Annotated in this window: 23 protein-coding genes; 19 read left to right on the top strand and 4 right to left on the bottom strand. The window is 54.1% G+C overall.

Translation table 11 applies throughout. From position 1 onward, the window contains the following. Positions 1 to 65: 65 nt before the first annotated feature. A complete protein-coding gene (locus DY252_RS11300) occupies positions 66 to 1037 on the bottom strand; it encodes an RluA family pseudouridine synthase (protein WP_064789594.1) in 972 nt (323 codons plus the stop codon). A gap of 224 nt (positions 1038 to 1261) precedes the next feature. On the opposite strand from DY252_RS11300, the gene DY252_RS11305 reads away from it, so the two are divergent. After that, positions 1262 to 1633: a hypothetical protein gene (locus DY252_RS11305; protein WP_129542723.1), complete on the top strand. Its 372-nt coding sequence runs from the start codon at positions 1262 to 1264 to the stop codon at positions 1631 to 1633. Positions 1634 to 1660: 27 nt separating this feature from the next. Further along, entirely contained in the window at positions 1661 to 2164 is a 504-nt protein-coding gene (locus tag DY252_RS11310) for a M67 family metallopeptidase (protein ID WP_064789596.1), read from the top strand. A 21-nt stretch (positions 2165 to 2185) separates the two neighbouring features. Here the strand turns inward: DY252_RS11310 and DY252_RS11315 are convergent, their stop codons facing one another. Beyond that, entirely contained in the window at positions 2186 to 3211 is a 1026-nt protein-coding gene (locus tag DY252_RS11315; RefSeq protein WP_064789597.1) for a quaternary amine ABC transporter ATP-binding protein, read from the bottom strand. Beyond that, entirely contained in the window at positions 3211 to 4074 is an 864-nt protein-coding gene (locus DY252_RS11320) for an ABC transporter permease (RefSeq protein WP_064789598.1), read from the bottom strand. The genes DY252_RS11315 and DY252_RS11320 overlap by 1 nt, the downstream gene beginning before the upstream one ends. 195 nt (positions 4075 to 4269) lie before the next feature. Here DY252_RS11320 and DY252_RS11325 point away from each other — a divergent pair, with 195 nt between their 5' ends. Beyond that, positions 4270 to 4653 carry a thiol-disulfide oxidoreductase DCC family protein gene (locus DY252_RS11325; protein ID WP_064789599.1) on the top strand — a complete coding sequence of 128 codons (384 nt, stop codon included), beginning with the start codon at positions 4270 to 4272 and terminating at the stop codon, positions 4651 to 4653. A 93-nt stretch (positions 4654 to 4746) separates the two neighbouring features. Here DY252_RS11325 and DY252_RS11330 read toward each other — a convergent pair whose 3' ends face one another. Then, positions 4747 to 5778 carry an ABC transporter substrate-binding protein gene (locus DY252_RS11330; RefSeq protein ID WP_064789600.1) on the bottom strand — a complete coding sequence of 344 codons (1032 nt, stop codon included), beginning with the start codon at positions 5776 to 5778 and terminating at the stop codon, positions 4747 to 4749. A gap of 367 nt (positions 5779 to 6145) precedes the next feature. On the opposite strand from DY252_RS11330, the gene DY252_RS11335 reads away from it, so the two are divergent. From DY252_RS11335 to DY252_RS11405, 16 genes are all read left to right on the top strand, one after another. After that, positions 6146 to 6979 (top strand): 3'-5' exonuclease, encoded by an 834-nt coding sequence (locus tag DY252_RS11335; RefSeq protein ID WP_197482584.1) that lies wholly within the window; start codon positions 6146 to 6148, stop codon positions 6977 to 6979. A 195-nt stretch (positions 6980 to 7174) separates the two neighbouring features. Next, on the top strand, positions 7175 to 8191 hold the full coding sequence (locus tag DY252_RS11340; protein WP_064789601.1) for a Fe(3+) ABC transporter substrate-binding protein: 1017 nt from the start codon (positions 7175 to 7177) through the stop codon (positions 8189 to 8191). Between the two features lie 236 nt (positions 8192 to 8427). Further along, entirely contained in the window at positions 8428 to 9453 is a 1026-nt protein-coding gene (locus tag DY252_RS11345; RefSeq protein WP_064789602.1) for a Fe(3+) ABC transporter substrate-binding protein, read from the top strand. An 81-nt stretch (positions 9454 to 9534) separates the two neighbouring features. Further along, positions 9535 to 11295, top strand: a complete 1761-nt coding sequence (locus DY252_RS11350) for an ABC transporter permease (RefSeq protein WP_231959756.1) — start codon at positions 9535 to 9537, stop codon at positions 11293 to 11295. 79 nt (positions 11296 to 11374) lie between these two features. Next, positions 11375 to 12025 carry a molybdopterin molybdotransferase MoeA gene (locus DY252_RS22470; RefSeq protein ID WP_245960846.1) on the top strand — a complete coding sequence of 217 codons (651 nt, stop codon included), beginning with the start codon at positions 11375 to 11377 and terminating at the stop codon, positions 12023 to 12025. Between the two features lie 5 nt (positions 12026 to 12030). Next, a complete protein-coding gene (locus tag DY252_RS22475) occupies positions 12031 to 12627 on the top strand; it encodes a molybdopterin-binding protein (RefSeq protein ID WP_245960847.1) in 597 nt (198 codons plus the stop codon). 84 nt (positions 12628 to 12711) lie between these two features. Next, positions 12712 to 14286, top strand: coding sequence for an MBL fold metallo-hydrolase (locus DY252_RS11360; protein ID WP_064789605.1), 1575 nt, complete (start codon positions 12712 to 12714; stop codon positions 14284 to 14286). A 133-nt stretch (positions 14287 to 14419) separates the two neighbouring features. Then, complete coding sequence (locus DY252_RS11365; RefSeq protein ID WP_063089861.1) at positions 14420 to 15622, top strand: glycosyltransferase family protein; 1203 nt, start codon at positions 14420 to 14422, stop codon at positions 15620 to 15622. 18 nt (positions 15623 to 15640) lie between these two features. Further along, entirely contained in the window at positions 15641 to 16918 is a 1278-nt protein-coding gene (locus DY252_RS11370) for a glycosyltransferase family 4 protein (protein WP_064789606.1), read from the top strand. A gap of 11 nt (positions 16919 to 16929) precedes the next feature. Next, positions 16930 to 18084: a glycosyltransferase family 4 protein gene (locus tag DY252_RS11375; protein WP_064789607.1), complete on the top strand. Its 1155-nt coding sequence runs from the start codon at positions 16930 to 16932 to the stop codon at positions 18082 to 18084. Further along, positions 18081 to 18683 carry a histidine phosphatase family protein gene (locus DY252_RS11380; protein ID WP_064789608.1) on the top strand — a complete coding sequence of 201 codons (603 nt, stop codon included), beginning with the start codon at positions 18081 to 18083 and terminating at the stop codon, positions 18681 to 18683. The genes DY252_RS11375 and DY252_RS11380 overlap by 4 nt, the downstream gene beginning before the upstream one ends. Beyond that, positions 18683 to 19825, top strand: a complete 1143-nt coding sequence (locus DY252_RS11385) for a glycosyltransferase family protein (protein ID WP_064789609.1) — start codon at positions 18683 to 18685, stop codon at positions 19823 to 19825. Before DY252_RS11380 ends, DY252_RS11385 begins: the two co-directional genes overlap by 1 nt. After that, on the top strand, positions 19822 to 20580 hold the full coding sequence (locus tag DY252_RS11390) for a polysaccharide deacetylase family protein (RefSeq protein WP_064789610.1): 759 nt from the start codon (positions 19822 to 19824) through the stop codon (positions 20578 to 20580). The genes DY252_RS11385 and DY252_RS11390 overlap by 4 nt, the downstream gene beginning before the upstream one ends. 14 nt (positions 20581 to 20594) lie before the next feature. Beyond that, positions 20595 to 21224, top strand: coding sequence for a hypothetical protein (locus DY252_RS11395; RefSeq protein ID WP_231959757.1), 630 nt, complete (start codon positions 20595 to 20597; stop codon positions 21222 to 21224). A gap of 1 nt (position 21225) precedes the next feature. Next, complete coding sequence (locus DY252_RS11400; protein WP_064789612.1) at positions 21226 to 23154, top strand: ABC transporter ATP-binding protein; 1929 nt, start codon at positions 21226 to 21228, stop codon at positions 23152 to 23154. Further along, positions 23151 to 25082, top strand: a complete 1932-nt coding sequence (locus DY252_RS11405) for an ABC transporter substrate-binding protein (RefSeq protein ID WP_082923538.1) — start codon at positions 23151 to 23153, stop codon at positions 25080 to 25082. Before DY252_RS11400 ends, DY252_RS11405 begins: the two co-directional genes overlap by 4 nt. The last annotated feature ends 19 nt before the right edge of the window (positions 25083 to 25101 follow it).

Consider the following 25101-nt stretch of genomic DNA (forward strand, 5'->3'; position numbering starts at 1 on the left):
GAGCTTATACGGGAGTATTAGAAACCGTCAATGGAAAATTAGACAGTAAGGCTAGTATCAACTATTCAAAGGTATAGTTCTAGAGCCTTCATTAGTGCCAAAAGGTCACCTGGTATAGGTGCCTCTGTGGATATATAGGCACCGGTGCGAGGGTGCAGAAATCCTAACGTTCGGGCATGCAGCGCCTGTTTGTTGAATGCGTTCAAAATCTGTTGCGCTTCTAGGTTGAGTTTGCCAGCTGGTCTGTTTCGGCTGTAAACCGGATCACATACAAGTGCGTGCCCGATATGGTTCATATGAACACGAATTTGATGCGTCCGTCCGGTTGCAAGGCGGCATTCAACAAGGGACGCCAACGAGTCGTCGCGAGTTTGCAGAGTCTTGTAGTGTGTGAGGGCATATTTCCCCCCTTTTTTGACCACCGCCATCTTTTTCCGATTGCGCGGGCTGCGGCCAATATTGCCTTCGATATCACCTGAGCGGGGGCGAGGAACACCCCACACGACCGCAAGGTAGGCGCGCTCGATGTTTTCCTTGTCCTCGGCAAACAGGTTTGAAAGGGCGCGATGGGCTGCATCGTTCTTGGCGACCACCATTGCGCCGCTGGTGTCCTTGTCCAGCCTGTGCACAATCCCCGGGCGTTTAACCCCGCCAATACCCGAAAGACTGTCCCCGCAGTGGGCCAGAAGCGCATTAACAAGCGTTCCGCTTTCATTGCCGGCTGCAGGATGAACAACCATGCCGGCGGGCTTGTTGATCACCAGCAGGTCTTCATCTTCAAAAAGCACATCAAGCTTGATGTCTTCGGGCGTCGGTTCGGCCATTTCCGGTTCGGGAACGCTCAGATCAAAAACATCACCAGCCTTGACCTTGGCAGACATCTTGGCCGCAGGCGTGCCATTGACGCAAAGCTGACCGTCTTCGATCAAGGCCTTGATCCGCGAACGCGACTGATTGGGCCAGGCGGTCGCCAACACCTTATCAAGGCGGGCACCTTCGTCCTGGTCTGTCGCGGTATAGGTCAGGTTTTCAGACATCGTTTGCTATTGGCATGGTTTGATTGGGTGACTGTAATAATGCATGTGTTCGCCGCTTTTAGCGCTTTGTCCGGCGATTGCAACGAATTGCGACAACTTGCTTCATTTGGCGTTGTTGCCTTGCAATTGATCGTGCTTGTCGCTATGGCCTTGAAACAGGGTACGTATGATCGCGCGTGTGGCGAGCATGCAGGTTTCATCAAACTTTGTCAGTTGGAAATACGATGCGTGTAGTTAAGGCTCTGGTCGCGTTCATGGGCATTCTGATCGTGGTGGGTATCGGACTTGTCGTCTATGGCCTGTCGCTTGACAAGAACGCCACCGATCCAAGTGTTGAGGCAAATACACCAACGGTGACGCCGTCCGTGCCGTTTGCGGGTGGCGATAATGCGGCCGCGCAAGGTGCTCTTGGCGCATTCGGTGATGTCGTTATCGATCTTGAAGAAGGTGAACGTCTTGTTGGCTATTCTGTCGATGGTCAGCAGGCGACGCTCCATATCGAAGGTCGGCACGGTGACAGCGCACGTCTCGTTATTGTTTCCCTGAGCGAAAAGAAGGTCCTTGGCCGTATCCTGTTGCAACAGGATGCGCAGTAGTCTCAAACCACAAGGGCGCGTGCAGCGATGGCAAACGGGCAGGGGATCGCAAACAACAACTCATTAGGTGGCGATGATCAGACCCACATCGCACTTGGCAAGGCGCTTCTCGAAGAAATACGCGATTTCGCCGCTGTTAAATGGCCGGAGGAAGCCTGTGGACTTCTGATTGCCGCCATTGATACCCCGAACCGGATCGACCGTGTGGTGTTTGCGCGCAACGTCGCGGAAGATCCGCTGACCACGTTTGAAATTGATCCACAAACCCTGATTGAAGCCCATCGTACTGCGCGGCAAAAGCGGGAGCAGGTTGTGGGATGTTTCCATTCCCATCCCAATGGCAAGGCCCTGCCATCGCCGACAGACCGCGCACGCGCTGATGAAAATGGTTTTCTGTGGCTGATCATTGCCACAGAGCACAATCGCGCAGGCGACAGCGGCCTTTATCGCATCATTCACCAATCAACCGCCGACGCGGCAGAGCAATCTGAACTGCGCTACTTCCGGCGCTGCCAGATTATTGACCGCTAAGGTCTCGCAAGGCGCTCTGGCTTAACCTTCCAGTGCTTCGACAATCTGCTGTGGCGACAGCGTCCCAATTGCAGTGTCTTTGGCATCCCGCACCGTCATTGACGTGCCATTGGCAAGTGCAACAGGCAGGATATCTGCAAGGCGTGCATGTGCCTGGATGCTTGGCCAGTCTTCGCGTGCCGCTTGGTGTTCGCCAGATGTGATCGGCTCCATAATCGACTTTGCGCGCAGGACGCGTGATCTGTTCACACCGCGGGTAAAGGCCTGCACATAATCATCTGCGGGTCTAAGAACGATCTCTTCTGGCCGCCCGACCTGCACAAGCTTGCCGTCTTTGAGGATTGCGATCCGGTCGCCGATCTTAAGCGCCTCGTCCAGGTCATGGGTAATGAACACGATGGTCTTATGAAGCTCCGCCTGAAGCTTCATCAGTTCATCTTGCATGTCAGACCGGATCAATGGATCAAGGGCGGAGAAAGCCTCATCCATCAGCAAGACTTCCGGATCGGTCGCAAGGGCCCGGGCAAGGCCGACACGTTGCTGCATGCCACCTGATAACTGATCGGGATATTTGGCCTCATACCCCTCCAGACCGACACGCTCGATCCATTTTGATGCGGCGGCTTCGCGCTCCTTACGCGCGGTACCCTGGATTTCGAGCCCATAGGCAACGTTATCCATCACATTGCGGTGGGGAAGCAGGCCAAAGCGCTGAAACACCATACCAAGCCGCTTTCGACGAAAGGCGTTCAGTGTCGGGATATCCATGGCAAGGATATCTTCGCCACCAAATGATACTTCGCCCGCTGTCGGATCAATCAGTCGATTAAGATGGCGGATCAGGGTTGATTTTCCCGATCCAGACAGGCCCATGACGACAAAGGTTTCCCCTTGTTCAATCGACAGGGACACATAGTGAAGACCAACCGTATGACCGGTCTTGGCAAGGATTTCATCCTTGTCAGCACCACCCTTTACCAGTTCAAGTGCAGACTGCGGATCGGGCCCGAAGATTTTGAAAATATTGCGGATTTCGATGTAGCTCATTACGCGTCCTCCGCATCGTGCGATCGTTGTGATCGCTTGCCATAAGCCTGACCGATCCGGTCAAACACCACGGCCAGCAACACAATCGCAACCCCGGCTTCCATGCCCGCACCAACGTCCAGACGCTGAATACCCATCAGGACCTGCTCCCCCAATCCGCGCGCGCCAATCATCGAGGCAATGACGACCATCGAGATTGACATCATCGTCGTCTGGTTGATCCCGGCCATGATGTTGGGAAGCGCAAGCGGCAACTGCACCCCAAACAGGATCTGCTTGCGGCTGGCCCCGAATGACCGTGATGCTTCCAGCACTTCCTGATCAACAAGCCGAATGCCCAAATCGGTCAATCGCATGACGGGCGGGGCAGCGTAAATCACGGTGGCGAGGATCGCCGGAACCTTGCCCAATCCAAAAAGCATCAGGGCAGGGATCAGATAAACAAAACTCGGCATGGTCTGCATGGTATCAAGGATCGGCAACATGATGGCCCGCAGACGATTGGACATCGCCATGGCAATACCCACCGGAATGCCAATCAGAACTGAAAGGGATGTGGCGACAATCATCAGGGCCAGGGTCTGCATCGCCTTGTCCCAAAGGCCCAGCATCCCGATGGCAAACATCGCAACAACCAAGCCGACAACCAGCTTCCAGTTTTTGCTGGCATGCCAGGTGATGGCGGCAATGGCGATCAGGACCACCCACCAGGGCGCACCACGCAGAACCTGCTCCAACGCGACCAGTACGGTCAGCAAACTGTCAGCAAAGGCCTCAAACGCTGCGCCATAATTGATCACCAGCCAATCAACAAACTGATTGACCCACTTGCCCAAAGGCACATTCAACTGTTCTGGAAACATGGCGCAACTGGCCCGATCTGCTCAAAAAATCAATGAGCGTAAGAGCCTAACAAGATCACGTGGACCGCGCGACCGTTAATCGAAGCCTACCTGACATCTCCTGACTTCTTTTGGCTGTGTTGTTCTGTGATTGATAATCCAGATGTCAGCTATTGCCGTAACTCATAGAGAAAATTGTTTTCCTGAGAGGTTGCGATGATCACTGTGTTCTTTGATGGAAAATGCGGTCTGTGTTCGCGCGAAATCAATTACTACCGCAAGATCGCACCCGAGGGCGTTTTCGAATGGCAGGACGTCACGGAGCATGCCAGTGATCTTGAAAAACACGGCATATCCCTTGTCCAAGGATTAAAGCAAATGCGTGCCATAGACTCATCAGGGGAATGGCATGCAGGTGCTGATGCATTCATTCTGATCTGGCGCCAGCTAGACAGATGGCGTGTTTTAGCCGCGGTCGTCGCGCTGCCGGTTATTCGGCAGATCGCAAATCTTGTTTATCGACTGTGGGCCGCTTGGCGCTTCAAGCGCCTTACACACTGCCAGTTGGCGGCTGTTGAGGATGGATCCCGGCCGACCTAGTTTATTCAATTATCGTCGTATTTTTCTCGCTAAACAAAACACCCCGCAGGATTTCTCCTGCGGGGTGTTTGAGTAATTTATTGGTGGTGTTACTTACATAGCACTTTCAACGCGTGCTGCAACATCCGCTGGTACCCAGTCTTTCCAGACGTCCGGCTTGGATTTCAGGAAATGCATCGCGGCCCCATCGGGCTTTTCGTCATTTTCCTGCATATAGGCCAGCATTTCCGAGACCAGCGCGTTGCTGGTTTCGTAGTTGGTCAGGAAATTGATCAGGGTTGGTGCGGCGGCTTTGAAGTCGTTATTCACACCAATCGTGATCGTGCTTTGCGGGTAGGCGGTTGCCTTGGTCGGGTTTTCTTCCGTTTTTAGCGCATCAAAGATCGCCTTGTCATAGGCGGGTTCTTCAAGACGCGTGCTGTCATAAAGACCCATCACCCAGGTCGGCCCCCAATAGTAATAAAGGGCCGGTTTGCCGCGTTTATGCGCCGATGCGATGGCAGCCGAAAGCGCCGCACCAGTGCCCGGGCGGAAGTTGGTGAAGCTGTCATCAAGGTCATAGGCACCAAGCTTGGCCGAATTGACCTTCTCGCAAACCCAGCCTGACGGGCAGTTATAAAAACGGCCTTTGCCGGGTTCTTCGGGGTCTTCGAACAGTTCGGTGTATTTTGCCAGATCATCGACCGATTTGAGGTCAGGTGCCATCGGTTCGATACCACGTTCTGCATCGCCTTCGATGACGTAGGTCGGCACGAACCAGCCTTCGACAGCGTCATCAAAGTTAACCCCGATCTGGCTGACATTGCCGGCGTCCTCGGCCTTGGTCCAGGCTTCGGCAACGTTGTCGCGCCAGATTTCCATGACGATATCAACATCCCCTTTGCCAACGCCGGTCAAAAGCGGAATGACATCGCCGGGCAGGGCATCGGTCTGACAGCCATAGCCCTTTTCAATGATGAAGCGGGCAACGGCGTTATGGAAAAGCGCACTGTCGTAATTGAGACCGGCAAACATCACCGGTCGATCAATCTCGCATGTGGCATCTTGCGCGTTTGCGCTTGAATGAGAAGTAAATGCAAGGCCAGCGGCCAAAAGCATTGCGGCTCCGGTAGGCAGGGTTTTCATCCTTCTGTCCCTTCGTGGTTGCGGTCCGGAATCGCATCAAATGCATGGTCGGTGCGGGAAGCCCGCAAAGCTTGGGATCAGGTGTGATCCCGAACTTCGATTTGACCGTGCCCCTGATACAGGTGCGGCAATTCTAGACGTGTGGTTAGAATGCGCGCAACCCCCGGTGTCGATTATAACGCCGACGTGATGGGTGTTTCCGTGCTGATATCATTGCAGAATGCTCCTGACAGGGATGGCAGGAGATGTCAGGTAATGTGATTTACGGGTGTCGGCGCGATTGGTTTAACTCTGCCCGTGAATTTGTCGGACTTTGTCGTTATGTTGGGCAAACCAACCAATCGGGCACAGATAATCGGGAGCCGTCATGATGCATACCAACCTGTTCGTTTTTGATATCGAAACCGTGCCCGATATTGATGTTCTGCCGCAGCTGACCGGTGAAACCGCGCCGGATCCTGAAACCGGGCGCAAGATGCTGGAAGACTATCATCTTGAAATCACCAGTGGTCGCAATGGCTTCCCGCGCCAACCGTTTCATAAGGTGGTGGCGATCAGCTTCTTGCGCGCGACCATTCAACGTGATGGCGATACCGAAATGTACGAGATCGAAGAGTTGCGATCCGGCGGCGAATTGACATCCGAGGAAAAGGACCTTGTGAACGGGTTCTTTGCCTATTGCGGCAAGCTTTATCCGCGTCTTGTGAGTTTCAATGGTCGTGGTTTTGATTTGCCGGTGTTGAAATACCGCGCGATGAAACATGGCGTTTCAGCCCGTTGGCTGCATCAGGCGTCCAACAAGTGGGAAAACTATACCGCGCGCTATGCGCCGAACTGGCATTGCGATCTGGCGGAAGTTCTATCCGATTACGGCGCCTCGGCCCGGACCAAGATGAACGAGGTTTGTGCCGCCCTTGATTTGCCGGGCAAGACCGGGGTCGATGGCAGCAAGGTTTCGGACATGTATGACAATGGCGAGATTGATGGCATTCGTCGTTATTGCGAGACCGATGTTTTGAATACCTATTTGTTGTATCTGCGCCATGCACTTCATACCGGGCTGACCGATCATGATGGCTATAACCATGCGATCAATCTGACCGTTGGCTGGCTTGAAAAAAGGGCAGGGGACATTCCCGCCTATCAGGAATTCCTTGATGCCTGGAAGCAATCGAGTGGCGGGTCGTTCAACGTTCTTTGACACGGCTCGTCGTTGTGCCCAAGCATGACTTCAGAAGTGAAGTCCGTCACATTTTGACACCCTGTCTTGCAAATTTGTGTTGAATTAAATGCGAGTTGATCTTAATTGCATTGAATATGCAAGTGAGTTGCAACGTCAGTACGTTTCAACGCGTACCCAAATCCAACAGGGTCAAACTCAACAGGGATCGTTCAAATGGATATCAAGAAACTCGTCGGTGGTGCGGTATTTGGCGCAACAGCGATGGCTGCGACAACCGCGATGGCACAGGAAGTTAATGTCTATTCCCTGCGTCAGGAATTTCTGGTCGAACCGCTTTTTGAGAAGTTCACCGCTGAAACCGGCATCGACGTCAATGTGATCTTTGCTGAAAAAGGTCTGGTCGAACGTATCAAGCAGGAAGGCGCAAACAGCCCGGCCGATATCCTGATGACCGTCGATATCAGCCGTATCCAGCAGGCAGTTGACGCCGGTGTGACTGAGGCCGTTTCGAATGACACCCTTGATGCCAATATTCCGGCCCACCTGCGCGACCCGGAAGGTCACTGGTTTGCCCTGACCCAGCGTGGTCGTGCGATCTATGCCTCCAAGGAGCGCGTGGCAGAAGGCGAGATCACGTCTTATGAAGACCTTGCTGACCCGAAATGGGAAGGTCGCATCTGCACCCGTTCCGGTACGCATGTTTATAACGTGGCGCTGTTTGCATCAATGATCGCCGTTCATGGCGAGGAAAAAGCCAAGGAATGGCTGCAGGGTCTTAAGAACAATCTGGCGCGCAAGCCGCAGGGCAATGACCGCGCACAGGTCAAGGCGATCAAGGAAGGCGTTTGCGATCTTTCGATCGGCAACACCTATTACTACGGCAAGATGCTCGACAATGAAGAACAGCGTCCTTGGGCAGAGGCAGTCAACCTTGTCTTCCCGAACCAGGATGGTCGTGGCATGTCGATGAACATTTCGGGCATGAGCCTGATTGCCGAAGCGCCGAACCGTGAAAACGCCATCAAGCTGATGGAATTCCTGGCCGGTGACGTTGCACAGGGCATCTATGCTGAGGTCAATTACGAATATCCGGTAAAACCGGGTGTTGAGTGGGCCGAAAATGTGAAGTCCTGGGGCACGTTCAAGGCCGATGAAGTATCGCTGGCCGATATTGCCCGCCTGAGCCCGGATGCGATCAAGATGGTCGATGAGATCGGTTATAACGAATAGTCAAACCGACTGAGTTTGATGAGCTTTTTGAAAGGGGTGGTGCAATGCCACCCCTTTTTTCAGTTTCGGCACGTGGTCGAAGGCCGGATGCGGTCGCGCATTCGTGACTTCGGGTATGGCTCTTATGTGGTTTTCTTGCTTGCAAAAGGCGGGGCGGGGCCTTTAATTTCGGCCGCAGCAAATACAAATCATTCCTAATTGCTGCACGACCTGCAGCTGATCCAAACGAGGCATTTATGATTTCTCTGCGCAAAACCGTTCTTGGTCTTGTTGTTTCCGCGATGGGGTTGTCCATGTTCCCCGCCGCACATGCCGCAGAGGAAGTTAATGTCTATTCGCTTCGACAGCCCTTTCTGATCGAACCGATGTTCAAACGCTTCACCGAGGAAACCGGTATTCGCGTCAATACACTGTTTTCACAAAGCGGGCTGGTTGAACGAATCAAGCATGAAGGACGTAACACCCCGGCTGACCTTCTGTTGACGGTGGATATCGGGCGTATTCAGGACGCGGTTGATGCCGATATCGCCCAACCGATCGAAAGCCCCGTTCTGGATGCCAATATCCCCGATCAGTTCCGTGATGAGAACAAGCTTTGGGTTGGCCTGACAACGCGGGCACGTGTTCTTTATACATCGCTGGATCGTGTCGCACCCGACGCCATCACCACCTATGAAGAGCTTGCCGATCCGAAATGGAAGGGTCGCATTTGTGTCCGTTCCGGCATGCATGTTTATAACATTGCCCTGATCGCCTCGATGATTGCCCATCATGGTGAAGAAGAAACCAAAGCCTGGCTGACCGGGCTTAAGGCCAATCTGGCCCGTAAACCGCAGGGTGCCGATACCGATCAGATCGAGGCAGTGTCGCAGGGCGTCTGTGATGTGGCGATTGGCAATTCCTATTATTACGGCAAGATGCTTGATGACCCGAACAAGGCGGACGCCGCCAAACAGGTTCGCATCGTTTTCCCCAATCAGGGGGACCGCGGCACGCATGTTAATATTTCGGGTGTGGCGCTGATGAAATATGCGCCGAACAAGGAAAATGCCATCAAGCTTGTGGAATTCCTGTCTGGTGCTGAAGCCCAGCATATGTATGCCGATATCAATTTTGAATATCCGGTCAAACCGGGCGTTGCTTGGTCTGAACAGGTCCGGGCATGGGGCACCTTTGTCCATGATGATCTGCCGCTTAATGCGGTTGCGGCCAATCGTGGTGCGGCAATTCGTCTGATTGATGAGGTCGGCTTTAACGAGTAGACGATACGTCGATAGAGGGATATCAACACAGCCCAACAGAACCGTTCGGAGTAGTCCGCGGCGAATGAAACGGAAACAGCCTTGAACAACGCTTGTCAGACGCAAAAGGAAGATGACATTCGGCCGAGCGCCATGGCGGAAACCTTTGACCCGATGCGCACGCCGACCGGACGTAGGGCGATGCTGTGGTTGCCGCGTGGCCAATCGGCAGCTTGGCTGATCGGCGCGTTTATCGTGGCGGCAATGGTCGCGGCACCGGTTGTTGCCGTCGCCTGGATTGCTCTGTTCCCGACCGAAAATATCTGGCCGCATCTGGCATCCACAATGTTGCCAAGGTACCTTAAGAATACCGGTATCCTGATGCTTGGCGTTGGTGTTGGTGTGACCCTGATCGGTGTTGCGTCCGCATGGGTTGTGACCATGTGCCGAATCCCGGGAAAGCGGTTCTTTGAATGGGCAATGCTGCTGCCGATGGCGGTTCCGGCCTATATCGTGGCCTATGTTTATACCGACCTTCTGGAATATGCCGGTCCTTTGCAGGGCTTCTTGCGGGACTTGTTTGGCTGGCAATCGGCGGCCGATTACTGGTTTCCCGATATTCGCACCAAGGGTGGTGCGATCATGGTGCTCAGCCTGACACTTTATCCCTATGTTTACATGCTGGCGCGTGCGGCGTTCTTGTCGCAATCGATCTGTGCGATTGAGGCGGCCCGTATCCTTGGGCGGAGTGCCTGGAGTTCGTTTCTTACGGTCGCTTTGCCATTGGCGCGACCGGCAATCGTTGTTGGGGTTGTGATTGCGTTGATGGAAACGCTCAATGACTTTGGCACGATTGATTTCTTTGCCGTGCATACCCTGACGGCCGGTATTTTCAATGTCTGGCTTGGTATGGGAAATGCCGGTGGCGCTGCCCAGATTGCCCTGACCATGCTGGCTGTCGTGATCGCATTGATGGTGGTTGAGCGCTATTCACGCCGCCGCCAGCGTTTCCATGACACGACCAGCCGTTTTCAGGAACTCCCGGGGTATGAACTGAGCCCGCTTGCCAAAGCCGGGGCGTTGGCGGTCTGTATTCTGCCGATTGTCTTGGGCTTTGTCGTGCCGTCGCTGGTGCTGATTTATTATTCCATCGGTTATTTTGATCAAAGCTGGACGGCTGATTTCTTTGAATTTGCGGGTAATAGCCTTTTGGTATCCGGGCTTGCGACGCTTGTTGCCGTGGGCTGTGCAATATTCATGGCCTATGCGCTGCGCCTGTTCCCGCAACCGCTGTTGAAATTCTGTGTCCGTCTGTCATCGGTTGGCTATGCCGTGCCGGGCGCGGTTTTGGCCATCGGGGTTTTGATCCCGTTTGCACGGTTTGACAACGCGTTGGACGCGGTGATGCGTGATGCCTTCGGCATATCGACCGGGTTGCTATTAAGCGGGACGGTATTCGCGCTGGTCTTTGCCTATGCGGTGCGGTTCATGGCGGTATCCTATGGCTCGATCGAAGCAGCCCTTGGCAAGGTTCGGCCAAGCATGGATGATGCGGCGCGCACCTTGGGCGAAAGCCCGTGGGGTACGCTCAAACGTATTCACTTCCCGATGGTGCGTGGTGGCATTTTGGCGGCGTCGGTGCTGGTCTTTGTCGATGGCATGAAGGAACTGCCGGCAACGCTTATTTTGCGTCCGTTCAATTTTGATACGCTTGCCACCCATGTCTATCAGTTCGCCAAGGATGAAATGATTGAACATGCAGCCCTTGGGGCGCTAACCATTGTGCTTGTCGGTGTGGTGCCGGTGATTATGCTGAGCCGTGCGATTTCAAAATCCCGTCCGGGGCATAGCGGACAATCCTGATGCGTTTCGTCGATGATCGGGCTATCCTGATTACGGATGGGAATACAAAACAAGACCAAGGGCGGCAGGAAACTTCGGAATGCAAACAATCAAACCGGGACTGACAACACTTTCCGATGCGCTCGACATTGCCTTTGCCGAAGTGCCGGTGATGACGCCATCCGAAGAACGCCCGATCAGTGATTGTTACGGTGCGATTTTGCGCAAGGACCTCGTTGCGCAGGTTTCCGTGCCGTCGGTGGATAACTCCGCCATGGACGGCTACGCCCTTCGCCATGCCGATCTGGCGGCAATAGACGGCCCGGTTTCGGTGGTCGGGGCATCCTTGGCAGGCCACCCTTATGACGGAACCCTGCCAACGGGATGCGCGATCCGTATTGCGACCGGGGCTGCGATCCCCGATGGCGCGGATTGCGTGATCATTCAGGAAAACGTTACCGCCAATGCCGATGAAACCATCATTGAAATTGATGCCGACGTGATCGCACGCACCAGCGTGCATCAAAACATCCGCTGGCTGAGTGAAGACATCAAAACCGGTGATACAGTTTTGAAGGCAGGCACAATCCTGCGCCCACAGGACATCGCAATCGTAGCCGGGCAGGGATTTGGCAGCTTGTCGGTTGCGCGGCCCCTTAAAGTTGCTGTCTTCTCCACCGGTGACGAACTGGCCAAGCCCGGTGATCCGTTGCCGCCGGGGGCATTTATGATTCCAACCGTTTCGCAATGATCGGGATGTTGCGGTCCATCGGTTGCGAGGTCACAGACCTTGGATTGCTCACTGATAATTTTGATGTGTTGCAAACCGCGTTGGCGAGCGCGGCAAAGTCACATGACGTGATCATGACATCTGGCGGTGTTTCGGTCGGCAAGGCCGATCTTCTGAAACCGGTTGTTGACAGCCTTGGTGAAATCACCGCTTGGAAGCTTGCGATCAAGCCTGGCAAGCCTTTGATGCGCGGCAAAATCGGTGATTGTCTGGTGATAGGGCTTCCGGGGAACCCGGTATCGGTCTTGGTCTCAGGGTTGCTATATGTTTTGCCGTTGCTGCGTCATGCGATGGGGGCGGATCATTCCAAACTGGCGCCAACACGTATTCCGGTCCGTGCCGGGTTTGACTTCAAGCGTGGCACGGGGCGTAGGGAATGGTTGCGCGCGCGTCTGGTGCAAAATGATGACGGCGAATTTGAAGCGATTGCTTTTTCTTCGACCAGTTCCGGGATGTTGTCATCAATGGTCTGGGCCGAAGGTCTGATTGAACTGCCGGAAAATTGCGGGCAGGTCTCCAAGGGAGATCAGGTTCTTTATTTGCCGCTGCAAGGCCTGCAGTGACTTCATCAAAATGATCCACATCATTGCAAACGAAAATGGTTTGCCGGACTGTTGGATCGTTTCCAATCCGCGAAAGTGAATAGAATGACGATATCGGTGACGTTTTGTGGTGCTGCTGGTGGGGTGACCGGATCTTGCTATTTTTTGCAGACCGATCACGGCAATTTCCTTGTCGATTGCGGTATGTTCCAGGGCAGCAAAACCGTCCGTGAACTGAACTATGGCAAGTTCCCGTTTGAGGCGGACCGGATTTCGGCCGTGTTACTGACGCACGCGCACATTGACCATACCGGCCTGGTGCCCAAGCTGGTCAAGGCCGGTTTTGGCGGGCCGATTTATGCGACGGAACCGACCTGTGATCTTCTGACTTATATGTTGCCGGACTCGGGATACATTCAGGAAAGCGAGGTCGAACGTCTGAACCGTCGCAATGCGCGGCGCGGTCGTCCTGAAGTCACCCCGATCTACACCCGTGAAGACGCGGAAAATACGCTGTCGCAGCTTAAGACCGTTGAATATCACGAATGGTTGCCGGTGATTGATGGCGTGCGCGCGCGGTTCTGGGATGCTGGTCATCTCCTTGGTTCTGCGTCGATCGAGGTGGAGATTGAGAACGGCGACAAAGACGGTAAGCCGACAAGATTGCTGTTCTCGGGTGATGTTGGCACCGGTGAGGCCGTGTTTAACGAAGCGCCCGAGGCACCAACGGGTGTCGACTATCTGTTTGTCGAAACCACCTATGGCGATCGTAACCGTCCGGTGATGACCGACGAAGAACGCCGCGAGATGCTGCGCAAGGAAGTTCAGGATGCGCTGGGCAATGGCGGCAATCTGGTTATTCCGAGTTTTGCCGTTGCCAGAACGCAAGAGTTGCTTGTTGATCTTGCGCATCTTTTCAACCGCGGCCAGTTGCCACCGGCAAATGTCTTTGTCGATAGCCCCTTGGCGCAACGTGCGACCGATGTATTTGCCAAACACCTGAAGCGCGGCGACTCACAGGCGCTGTCGCATCCGAAGTTCCATATGGTGCCGGATGTTCAGGCCAGTAAACAGCTTGCACAGGTCACCAGTGGTGCGATCATTATTTCCGCAAGCGGCATGTGCGATGCCGGTCGCATTCGCTATCATCTGAAGAACAACCTGTGGCGGCCTAATTGCACTGTGCTTCTGGTTGGTTTTCAGGCTGCGGGCTCTTTCGGGCGTGTTTTGCAGGGCGGGGCAAAACATGTGCGGATCCACGGCGATGAGATCGAAGTGCGTGCCCGTATTCGGACGTTGGACGTTTATTCCGGCCACGCCGATCAGGATATGCTTTTGCAATGGACCAAGAACCGTTTGCCAGTCGCGCGTCAGATTTTCCTCACCCACGGTGAAGAAGGCGCACGTGCAGCATTCCGCGAAGTTCTGATGGCGCACGGCATCGAGGAAAAGCTGATTTCCATGCCGATGCTTGATGATACGGTCACCCTCAAGAAGGGCAAAGGCCAACCGGCTATTCCGCAGGCACGTCTTTCGGGTGAAGAACTTTCGCGCGATGACTGGCATAATCTTTATGCAGGTACAGTAACGGCGCTTTCGGAAAAACTTCGTTCGCTTGAAACCGCGGAAGAAAGAAAAGAGATGCTCGAAAAAGTCTTGCGCGATATCGGTTCAGTATGAGAGCAATTGTCCGGAAGCTGAAAGAAGGGCGCAAACCCCGACTTCACGGATTTACTTGCCATAAACAAAGAACCTGTCACCCTGTTAATGGGTTGTGCGGGGAGCTGAGATCACTACGCATACGGGCGGGGATATGTCAATCGTAGGGAATTCCGGATATCGGGTTCTGATTTACAGCCATGATACCTTCGGGCTTGGGCATTTGCGCCGTTGCCGTACGATTGCGCATGCGCTGGTATCGCATCGCGATGATGTATCTGTACTGATTTTGTCAGGCTCGCCGATTATCGGCAGCTTTGAATTCCGCTCGCGCGTGGACTTTGTCCGCATTCCGGGCGTGATCAAGCTGTCTAACGGCGAATATACTTCGCTTAACCTTAATATCGATGTCGACCAGATTCTGGCGATGCGGGAATCGATTATTCAGCACACAGCCGATGTGTTTAACCCTGACATTTTCATCGTCGATAAGGAACCGCTTGGCTTGCGCGGAGAGGTCGAGTCTACTCTGCAGATGTTGCGCCATCGGCGTACCCGTCTGGTGATGGGCTTGCGCGATGTGATGGATGATCCGGTGAACCTGCGCGAAGAATGGGATCGCAAGCAATGCGTTCCGGCCTTGGCAAACCTCTATGATGAAATCTGGGTTTATGGCCTTAAGGAAATCTGTAATCCGCTCGAAGGGATCGACTTGCCCCCGGGCGTTGAAGAAAAGATGTCCTATACCGGCTATCTGCCACGTACCGCCACCCGCAGACCCGCACCCGAGCACGGGGCGCTTGGCCTTGAAGAACCGTATTATCTGGTGACGACCGGTGGCGGTGGGGATGGTGTCAATCTGGTCGATTGGGTAATCAGCGCCTATGAAACCGATCCGGACATTCCGGTGCCGTCGCTGGTTGTTCTCGGACCCTTTATGGGGCCAACACAGCAAAACGAATTCATGAAGCGTGCGGAAAAGATCGACAAGCTGTCGGTCATTACCTTTGATGCCAATGTCGAAGTGTTGATGCACAAATCGGCCGGCGTGATCGGCATGGGCGGCTACAACACCTTCTGCGAGATCCTGTCCTTTGACAAACCGGCCGTTATCGTGCCGCGTACTGTTCCGCGTCTTGAACAGTATGTTCGCGCTGCGGCGGCGGAAAAGCTTGGTCTGGTCAGAATGCTTACCGAAGACGGTGGTCGCGATCCGCGCGAAATGGCCGACGCACTGCGTGGTCTGATACATCAGCCAAAACCGTCGCATGTGACTGTTCCGAACCTTATGGGCGGACTGGATCGCGTTGGCGAATTGGTCGATCGCTGGCTTCCGCCACAAATGGCCGCAGAATAATCATCGGGAATAGATTTGATGGCACGCGACAATCTGGCAATCGTGGTGAAGGGTTATCCGCGATTGTCGGAGACCTTTATCGCCCAGGAAATTCTGGGTATTCAGCAAGCAGGCATTCCCTATCGGATTGTGTCGCTGCGCCATCCAACCGACAAAAAACGCCACCCGATCAATGATCGCATTACAGGTGCGGTCGATTATCTGCCGGAATATGTCTATCAGGAACCGATGCGGGTTTTGCGTGGCTGGCTCAAGGCGCGCAAGATGCCCGGATATCGTCGTGCCCTGAATATCTGGTTGCAGGATTACCGCCGGGACCGCACCGCCAATCGCGCACGCCGATTTGCCCAGGCTATGGTGATGGCGGCCGAACTGCCCGATGATGTGACCCGCATCTATGCCCATTTCCTGCATACACCGGCATCGGTCGTGCGCTATTGCGCAATTATGCGCGGCTTGCCCTGGTCTTGTTCGGCGCATGCCAAGGATATCTATACCAGTCAGGACTGGGACATGCGCGAAAAGCTGCGCGATATGGATTGGCTGGTGACCTGTACAAGCGCCAATGTCGATTACCTGCGTAAACTTGCCGAGGATCCGGATAAAGTTAATCTGCTCTATCACGGACTGGATTTTTCGCGCTTTCCCGAAGACCTTCCAGAAAGACCTCTGCGCGATGGGACGGATGCCGAAAACCCGGTAAGGATCCTGTCGGTCGGGCGACTGGTGGGCAAAAAGGGATATGACGACCTTCTGCGCGCCTTGGCCAAACTGCCAGCCAACTGTCATTGGCGGTTTATTCATATTGGCGGTGGTAACGGCGAAAAATATAAAAAACTTGCGACAGAGCTCGGCATTGCGGATCGCTGTGACTGGCAAGGGGCGCGTGATCAGAAGGAAGTCATCGCGGCATGTCAGTCTTCCGATTTGTTCGTGTTGGCCAGCCGGATTGAGAAGGATGGTGATCGCGACGGGCTGCCAAACGTTCTGATGGAAGCGCAGCTTTGCGGACTTGCTGCGGTTTCGACTGCAATTTCGGCCATTCCTGAACTGATTGAAGACGGCGTAAATGGCAAACTTGTGCCCGAACGTGATCCGGATGCACTTGCGAGTGCGCTGGAAGCTTTGATCACTGATCCCCGTCTTCGCGAAACCATGGGCCGCAAGGGCAATGAGATTGTGCGTCGTGATTTCTCATTCTATCGCGGCATGAAGGAACTGGCGGAACGTTTCGGTGTTAACTCCCAGTCCGACGAACAGGCGGCAATCCCCGCCGAACAACCCGCCGCAGAGTAGGAGGCACGCACTTGCAGGTTGCCTTTTACGCCCCGCTAAAGCCGATTGACCATCCGGTGCCGTCGGGTGACCGCCTGATTGCCCGCATGCTGTGTGAGGCTCTTCAGTCAGCAGGCATGAAGGTCGATATTGCTGCCCGCCTTCGCAGCCGCGTTGCAGATGGCGATGTCCTTAAGCAGGCGCGGCTTGCCGATCTGGGTACCAAACTTGCTGCCCGTTTACTGCGGCAATACCAATCAGGGTTCCGTCCCAAACCGGATATCTGGTTTACCTATCATCTTTATTACAAGGCACCGGACTGGATCGGGCCGGTTGTCGCCGATGCGCTGGGTATCCCGTATGTGGTGGCCGAAGCATCCTTTGCCCCAAAGCGTGCAAACGGGCCATGGGGACAAAGCCATCTGGCAGCCGAGACAGCGCTTAAGCAGGCAGATGCCGTTTTCTCGCTCAATCGGGTTGATATGGAATGTCTGGCTCAGGTCTGCCAACCGGATCATCTGCATTTCCTGCCGCCCTTTACACGTGTCGCGTCATGGAATGTTGGACAGCGGGAAGCAATCAATCCGCAATGTGTGCGGTTGGTGACAACTGCGATGATGCGTGATGGCGATAAATTGAAATCCTATGCACTTTTGGCAGACGCACTGGGTCGCCTCAGGCGCAGTGGTGTTGATAACTGGCATCTGACAGTGATTGGTGATGGCCCAGCGCGCCAGCAGGTCGAAGACGTATTTGAAGCAAATGGTCTTGGTGAAGACAAGGCTTCACTTGTCGGTCTGAGAACACCGGAACAAACCAAAGATATTCTCGCGCAGTCAGATTTATTTGTCTGGCCCGCAATCAATGAAGCCTTCGGAATGGCGTTGCTTGAGGCGCAGTCAGCTGGGCTTCCGGTTCTGGCAGGGGATACTGGTGGCGTATCGGGTATTGTTTCGTCCGGTGTGACCGGGTGGCTTGTGCCTGTTGGTGATGTCGCGGCTTTTTCAGACCGTTTAGGGGAATGCCTCGGGGCGGATGTCGCCGTATTGCGTGATATAGGTACCGCTGGCGCATCGAAAGCAGCACAGCATCACACGCTTGAAGCCGCAGCTGATCTGTTATCCACAACATTCAAGAAAATCATCACGGGTCACCTGTCGTCACAAAACGGGCAAGGTTTGGTATGAAACAGATCCGTTTTGCATTGCTTCGCCACGGTGTCACGGCCTGGAATGCCGATAAGCGCATTCAGGGACGCACAAATATCTCAATCAGGCCCGAGACAGCTGCTTGGTATCGTCAGCACCGTTTGCCCGCCAAGTGGGCCAATGTACCGTGGTTTTCTTCGCCCTTATCCCGAACACGTGAAACTGCAGATGCGCTTGGGATCAGAACCGTTGCCACCGAGCCCGAGTTCATCGAGATGGACTGGGGTACGTGGGAGGGTGAAAAACTTTCGGATCTTCGTGCAAGTATGGGGAAAGACCTTCGCGCCAATGAAGACCGTGGTTGGGATTTTCGCCCAGATGATGGCGAAAGCCCGCGTGACGTCTTAAACCGGGTTGCGACATTCCTAAAGGATTGTGACCTGCCGGAATTTGGTGCGGTCACCCACAAGGGCGTGATACGTGCTGTCTATGCTGCAGCACGTGGATGGGACATGATGGGCAAAATTCCAGACAAACTCGATTGGCACTGTTTGCAGGTGTTTCAGTATTCTGATGAGGCCGGGTTCTCTGTTGAAGCACTCAATGTGCCACTTGCGCCTGCGCAGGAGAGCGCGTGATGAGTGACGTCATGGTCTATGTTCAGCACTTGCTTGGCATTGGTCACGTGCGCCGCATGGCGTTGATCAATCATGCGCTTCGCGATGAAGGGCTTGGCGTTACGGTCGTAAGCGGCGGTGTGCCCGATTACAGCCTTGATTTCGCCGCCAGTGAAGTTATTCAGCTTTCCCCGTGCAAAACATCCGATACTGGTTTTTCAGGGCTTGTCGATCCGGAAGGGAACGCCTTGGGAGACGACTGGCAGGAAAAACGTAAAAGACAACTGATGACCGCGTTTAAGGAAACGGCGCCGAAACTGCTTCTGGTTGAAATGTTTCCGTTCGGGCGCCGCGCATTTCGCTTCGAATTGATTCCGCTGTTTGAGTCGGCGACTGAAGCAGGCGTTCCGATCATTTGTTCTGTCAGAGACCTTTTGGTGCGTAAAAAAGACATCAGCAAAACGCGATGGATGCGTGATACCGCACGTAAATATCTTGATGCTGTTCTGGTACATGGAGATCCCCAACTGTTTGGTTTTGATCGCAGCTTTGAGTTCGCCGACGATATATCGGAACTGATCGCCTACACGGGGTATGTTGCACCAAAGGTTACCAATGACGTCTCGGATGGTGTTGAGGCAGATCGTAGCGGTGTTCTTGTTTCTGCCGGTGGTGGTGCCGTCGGGGCAGAGTTGATCAGGCTTGCAATTTCTGCCCGCGCGCATTCGCAAAAGTATAATGACGCTATTTGGGATATTGTCGCTGGGCCGCATTTTCCCTCAGATCAGTTCGACCTTTTGCGCGGCCAGTTGCCCGACGGTGTGATCCTGCATCGGTTCTTGCCCGATTTCCGTGAAAGGATGGCGGGTGCCGCCGTTTCCATTTCACAGGCCGGATACAACACGCTGATGGATGTGTTGGCGACGCGAACGCCAGCGGTCATGGTGCCGTTTGCAGAAGGCGGCGAAAGCGAGCAAACCGAACGTGCAGAAGTCCTTGCCAATGAAGGGGTTATTTCCCTGCTTGATCTTGATGGCCTGTCTGCGCAATCATTAGCAAAACAAATAGATAACGCCAGACAACCAAGCGGGATTAAAATCGCGCTGGATGGTGCAAAAAGAACTGCGTCAATCATCGCAGAAAAGATCAAAGGGCAGGCATGAGCAGCTGGGACCAATTACGCGCAGAGCTTGATCTGTGGCAGTCGGAAGACCGGATTGCCACCGCGTGGTGGCGTGACGACGATGCTGTTTCTGTGACCCCGGCGCTTGAAACGCTTCTGCGTTTTGAACAGGACTATAAAGTGCCACTCGCCCTTGCGGTTATTCCGGCGTCTTTGCAGGATGACCTTGTCGAACGTCTTGTCGAGACGCTTGATACCCGTGTGTTGCAGCATGGCTGGTCCCATCAGAACCACATGCCAGAGGGACGCAAGAAACAGGAACTCGATGACGTACGAGATATTGGCGATGTCGTTGCCGATCTGCGCCACGGGTTTTCGGTTCTGCAATCGCGTTTTGGCAATCGTTTCTTGCCGGTCCTGGTGCCGCCATGGAACCGGGTGGCCGAAGATGTCGTGGCGGCGTTGCATTCCCTTGGCTTTTGCGGGATTAGCACATTCAATGCCCGCAAGGTGGCAGAGCCGTACAAAGGCATTATGCAGGTCAACACGCATGTCGATGTCATTGATTGGCGCGGAACGCGCGGCTTTGTTGGCGAAGACGCGGCACTTGGCGCAATGATTGAACATCTGGCGGCGCGGCGAACAGGGCAGGTCGACGCGGATGAGCCGACGGGTATTCTGACCCATCATCTTGTCCATGACGAACCCACTACGAAGTTCCTTGATAATCTGTTTTCTATGGACCATTCAGCTTTGCGCTGGTTGAGAATACCCGGAGTATTTCCATGGCAATAAGGCCAAAACAACACGTGGAACCTGAACCGGCACAGGCCCCCAAGGCCCCCGGTGTGCCCAGCACCGTGCCAAGCACCGTCGACCCGGTAAAGCCAGCAGGTGTTGGTGACAGTGAAGTCCAGACGATGGGCTATCCGTCGAAACTGATGGCGCCGGATTTGGCAAAATCAATTGTCGGACTGCTGATCTGCGGGGTTATCGCGTTGATTCCCGAGATGCTCGCAATCATTCAATGGACGTCGGCTGGGCTTGCTTTGCTGTTCGTTTTCTATTTTGCCCGCACGGTTATCCGCTTCCAGTCAAAGATCTATGTATCGGAGTACGGCATTCGGCTTTCAAGCCTGCGCGGTGGAACGGCTTTTGCCTGGCCGGAACTTTCAAAGTTCCGTTTGCGTTACTTTAGTACCAAGCGCGATGGCAACAAGGGATGGTTCGAGCTGACCCTGCAGGCAGGGGATGCGAAAATTGTCGCAGAATCAACACTGGACGGTTTTGACGATCTCCTTGAAATTTCTCGTGATTGGGCGAAAGATAACCAGCTGCTTGTCGATGACGTCACAAGAACAAACTTGATGCGCATGGATGAGGCCGAAACACTGGTTAAGGCCGCGGCATCCGAACGCAAACACGGTGGTATCAACTAGAATGACCGATATTCTGCGCATCAAGGATCTGAAAGTTGAATTCGTACTGCCGCACATGCGTGTCAAGGCAGTTGAAAATGTAAGCTTTCGCATCGGTGCGCAGGAAACCGTGGCACTGGTTGGTGAGTCGGGATCGGGCAAAAGCACCATTTCGCAGGCAATCATGGGCCTGTTGCCAAAGGTGGCCCAGGTCACCAAAGGATCTATCATCTTTGCAGATCCGAAAAAGCCCGGAACCCGGGTGAATATCGCCATGCTGGATCGGTCGGGCTCTGACATGCGCGCCATTCGCGGTGGCCGGATTTCGATGATTTTTCAGGAACCGATGAGTTCCCTGTCGCCGCTCCATACCATTGGCGATCAGATATGTGAGGCGGTGAAACTTCATCGCAAGGTCGGATCGGCCGAGGCGCGTGAACTTGCCGTTGAAATGCTGACACTGGTCGGCTTCCCGCAGCCCAAGCGTTCACTGAAAACTTATCCATTCGAACTTTCCGGTGGCCTGCGCCAGCGCGCGATGATTGCGATGGCACTGGTGTGCCGTCCGGCCTTGCTGATTGCGGATGAACCGACAACCGCGCTCGATGTAACCATTCAGGCGCAAATTCTGCGTCTGATCAAGGAAGTTCAGGCAGAATTGCAGATGTCGGTTCTGTTGATCACCCATGACCTTGGCGTGGTTGCCAATATGGCAGACCGGATGGTGGTGATTTATGACGGGCGGGTGGTCGAGGCTGGCAAAACAGATGATGTGTTCATCAATCCTGGCCATACCTATACACGATCATTGCTGGCGGCGGTTCCGCACTTTGACATGGGACCGGACGAAAGATTGCGTCCGCTGCGCGAGATCAAGCCGAAAACCGGCAGTCTACTTGCCAGCGCAGGTGATGGCAACGCACAACAAAATACATCCGATGTTCCGGCAACTTTGGCCCTGCACCCGACCATGGCAAGCGAACCGGTTCTGGCAGTTCGCCATCTCAGCAAAAGCTTTACCACGCGCAAGGGTAACTGGATCAAATCCGAAGAGCGCCTTGTGCCCGCAGTTTCCGACGTCTCATTGACGGTTAATCGCGGCGAATGCGTTGGTCTGGTGGGCGAAAGTGGTTGTGGCAAAACAACCCTTTCAAAACTGATCATGCGCGCGATGAGCCCGGATGAAGGTTCCATTCTGTTTCGCGGTGAAAGCGGGCAGATGACTGAATTAACAGGGCTTGATGAAGATCAGCTCAATCCGTACCGAAAGCGGATACAATTTGTTTTTCAGGACCCGTTCGGATCGCTTAATCCGCGGATGACGGTTCAGGATATCATCACCGAACCCATGCTGATTCACAGTGTCGGGGATAGTAACTATCGACAGAAAATGGTGCTGGAACTGATGGACCTGGTTGGTCTTGATCCGCGTTTTCTGAACCGGTATCCGCATAGTTTTTCCGGCGGGCAGCGCCAGCGCATCGGGATCGCACGTGCGCTCAGCCTGAAGCCGGACTTGTTGATTTTCGATGAGCCGACATCGGCACTTGATGTGTCGGTTCAGGCGCAAATACTTAATCTTTTAAAAGATTTGCAGCGCGATCTTAATTTGACCTATCTGTTCATATCACACAATCTTGCGGTCGTGGATTACGTTGCAGACAGGATTGCCGTGATGTGTGCCGGGCGGATTGTTGAGTCCGCACCACGCGAAGTGCTGTTTAAGAACCCGATGCATCCTTACACGCAGGCTTTGCTGCATGCCGTGCCGTTTGCCGATCTGGATCACCTGCTTGATTTTGACAAGATAATGGATGGCAAGGCATCTGATCCGTCCCGCTGGCCAGCTCCGTTCACGATCAACCAGTCCAGTGAGCCCAAGATGATGCAGGTCGCAGAAGATCACTTTGTTCGTGCCGAACGTGCCGATTTTACGGAGATCGCCATATGATCAGTATTTTAAACCCGTCGATGTCTAGAATGCATCGTGCCTTTTCCGGCCTTGTGATGACGACAGGTTTTCTGGCGGCAAGTGTCTTGGTCGCACCGGCGCATGCAGAAGTCCCTTATTTCGAGGATGCGGTCGCAAGCGGGTCTTTGCCTGCGATGAATGACCGCCTGCCAGAACATCCGCATGTGATTGACTTTGCGGGTGAGGGTAAGGAAATCGGCAAATATGGTGGGGAATTTGTCACCATCATGGGGCGGTCCAAAGATATCCGTATGGCGGTTGTCTACGGCTATGCCCGCTTGATCGGCTATGATCAGGATCTGAACCTGCGCCCAGACATCCTTGAAGCGCTCGATGTGAATGAAGAAGGCAATGTCTTCACGTTGCATATCCGCAAAGGTCACAAATGGTCCGATGGCGAGCCGTTCACGGCCGAGGATTTTCGCTATTACTGGGAAGATATCGTCAATAATGATGAATTGTTTCCGGTCGGGCCGCCGCGTTTCCTGTTTGTCGGGAATGAACCGGCAACCTTTGAAATTCTTGACGAATATACAGTTCGCTACAGCTGGTCACAGCCAAACCCGTTTTTCCTGACCGAACTGGCCGCAACCCGTCCGCCATTTATTTATCGTCCGGCGCACTATCTGAAACAGTTCCACGAGAATTATCGTGATGCGGACGAACTCCAGGCGATGGTTGAAGAACGCGGTCTGCGTAGCTGGGCTGTGTTGCATACGGACATTGATCGTCCCTACAAGCTTTCCAACATTCATCGCCCGTCGCTGGAGCCATGGCTGATCACGACAGAGGAGCCGTCGGATCGCTTCGTCTTCGTGCGCAACCCGTATTATCACCGCGTCGATCCGGAAGGTAACCAGCTTCCTTACATCGATCGGATGATCTTCAATATCTCGAACGCAAAGCTGGTCCCGGCCAAAGTCGGCGCGGGCGAGGTCGACCTGCAAAGCAGGATTCTGTCGCTTAAGGACTATACGTTCCTGAAGCAATCCGAAGCCAATCAGAACTATGATGTGCGTCTTTGGGATGTCGGGGCAGGGGCTTATGCCGCATTGTATCCCAACCTGACCTGCAGCGATCCGGTCTGGCGCGAAGTTCTGCGCGATGTCCGTTTCCGCCGCGCGTTATCCTTGGCGATCAACCGCACCGAAATTAACCGGGTCATGTTCTTTGGTCTGGCGCAACCGACCAACAATACCGTTTTGCCAAAAAGCCCGTTATTCAAACCGGAATATCGCGAAAGCTATACCGATTTCGACGTCAAGGCCGCAAACCAACTGCTTGATGCAATGGGGCTGGATGAACGCAATGGCGAAGGTATCCGTCTTTTGCCTGATGGACGCCAGATGGAAATCATTGTCGAGACGTCCGGGGAAAACCCCGAACATGACGACATGCTTGAACTGGTTGGCGACAGTTGGCGTCAGGTTGGCATCAAGCTGTTCGTCAAGGGCCTGCAGCGCGAAGTGATGCGCAACCGTGCCTATACCGGCGAGACGATCATGTCGATTTTCAACGGTATTGATAACGGCCTGGCAACGCCCAACACTGCCCCTGATGAATTCGTTCCTGTCCTGCAAGACAGCCTGCAATGGCCGAAATGGGGGCAGTATTATCAAACGGACAGCGAGGCGGGTGAAGCGCCCGATATGCCAGCCGCCAAGGAACTCATGGAACAGTATCGCAAGTGGCAAACCAGCAATGAAGCGGGCCAGAAACAAGCATGGCAGGCCATTCTCGATATCAATTCGGAAAACATGTTCTCCATTGGTTTGATCGGCAACGTGCCGCAACCGGTCGTTATCGACAAGGACATGCGCAACGTGCCCAAAAAAGGCATCCATAGCTGGGAGCCGGGCGCGTTCTTTGGGATTTACCGACCTGATACCTTCTGGTGGGATCGGTAATCTTTTAACTAAAAACGTG

The sequence above is a fragment of the Thalassospira indica genome, assembly GCF_003403095.1.
GTDB lineage: Bacteria > Pseudomonadota > Alphaproteobacteria > Rhodospirillales > Thalassospiraceae > Thalassospira > Thalassospira indica.